This is a genomic window from Verrucomicrobiota bacterium, assembly GCA_016871495.1.
GTDB lineage: Bacteria > Verrucomicrobiota > Verrucomicrobiia > Limisphaerales > VHDF01 > VHDF01.
Genome location: VHDF01000197.1, coordinates 1 through 1,862 on the forward strand (window position 1 = coordinate 1; position 1,862 = coordinate 1,862).

1 protein-coding gene and 1 tRNA gene are annotated in these 1,862 nt (G+C 58.0%); both read left to right on the top strand.

Annotated features, from left to right (window positions below):
• The first annotated feature begins 503 nt into the window (after nt 1-503).
• Nucleotides 504-1,349, top strand: coding sequence for a formyltetrahydrofolate deformylase (locus FJ404_19810; protein ID MBM3825092.1), 846 nt, complete (start codon nt 504-506; stop codon nt 1,347-1,349).
• Between the two features lie 356 nt (nt 1,350-1,705).
• Nucleotides 1,706-1,780 (top strand) — tRNA-Thr (locus FJ404_19815).
• The last annotated feature ends 82 nt before the right edge of the window (nt 1,781-1,862 follow it).

Consider the following 1,862-nt stretch of genomic DNA (forward strand, 5'->3'; position numbering starts at 1 on the left):
TCAAAGACATCAAATTCAACATCGCCGATCATGAAACGCCGTTTACCAACTTGGTCGTGACCGCGGCCACTTCCAATCCCGCTGTGGTGCCGCTGAAAAACATCGTCTTCGCCGGAAACGGATTCGAGCGGCAGGTCAACATTCTCCCCGGTGATGGACCAGGCGGCATCGCCTGGATCACCCTGACCGTCCAGGATCGAGCGGGGGCCACGGCAAGCACTACCTTCCGCGCCGGGCATCGGAGCCCCCACGGCCTGGCAGACTCAATTGGCTCCACCCACTGGAAACACGCCTCGCTTCGAAGTGGTTCTGCCCATCCCGCCCGAATCGCCGGCTCGAGTTTTCAGGCTCCGGCGTGTGTTCTAGCAAAACAAGATCTCACCTGGAATTTCTGCCCGGATTCCGCTCCCGACTCCGTCCCCCACCCGGGCCCGGATCCCACGGCGGCATCTCTCCCGAGACCCATCGATTCCGCCAGCTCACTTTTCATGAAAACGCACAAGATTAAGCATTACGCAACCATCACCGTCATTGGCAAAGACAAGACCGGCGTCATCGCGCGCATCACTCATTTTCTCTTCGAACAACGGGCCAACATTGAGGCGCTCGAGGAACAAGTAACGAGGGGCCAGTTCAGCATGACCCTGCAAGCCTCCTGGAACGAAGGCAAAATCAATCCCGACTCCTTGCGCCAGGGACTCCGGGCCCTCGGCCAATCGCTCAAGATGGAGATTCAAGTCCGCCTCACTGATCCTCGCCGGAAGCGGCGAGTCGCCCTTCTGGCCACACGAGAGCCGCATTGCCTGGAAACGCTGCTCAAGCAGTTTTCCAGAGGGAAACTGGACGCGGAACCCGCCGTCGTCATTGCGAATCACACCGAATTGGCCCCGATGGCGGCGCAGTTCAAGGTGCCCTTCGTCCACATCCCCTGGAATGACCGCGTCACCGCCGAAGCAAAGTCCCTGGCCGAACTGGAAGCGCACAACGTCGATTTCGTCGTCCTGGCCCGGTTCATGAAGATCCTGTCGCCCAACTTCGTCTGGCGGTACAAAAACAAGATCATCAACATCCACCCGTCCCTTCTGCCCAGTTTTCCCGGACCCCAAGCCTACCGCCAAGCCTACGAACACGGCGTCAAAATCATTGGTGTCACCGCGCACTTCGTGAGCATACATCTCGACGAAGGCCCCATCATCGCCCAGGAATGCTTCAAAGTTCTGCCGCGCATGAAACTCAAGGAAATCGTCGCCAAAGGACAAAGTTTGGAAGCCAAGGCGCTGAGCCGGGCGGTCAACCTTTTCCTCGAACGCCGCCTGGATGTGTATTGGGGCACGGTCCGAGAGGTCTAACCCGCCTGTTTCACACTCGACGGGGTTTGGAAACGTTCCCCACAGAGTTTGAGCCATGCGGGTGAGATCGAACCGCGTCCCCCGTTCAACCAACGGATGCATTTCCCATGCTCCACCCCGTTGGAAGGAGTTCTTCCTCGAACCACCCCTCATGCTTGTGTTTTCGTGCAACAAGGGCGCGGTTTCCCGAGCCCGGAAATACCCAATTGCAAAACAAGTATGAAGATTTCCGGGCTAGAGCCGTCCTTTCCAACCTCGACCCGCGTCCTCCGCTTGCCACTGCAACGCGCCGTGGTCGGGGTATTTCGAAAGCTTGCGTCGAACCAGGAATTCCCGCATAACCCACGCGTTTGGCGGCCAGCTTAGCTCAGTGGTAGAGCTACGGTTTTGTAAACCGTCGGTCGTCGGTTCAAATCCGACAGCTGGCTCCACTCCATAATCCTCCAGAAGGGTCACAAGGTCTGAACACTCCCTAAACCGTCGGAATTCCGAGGAATCCAACGACTTGCACGT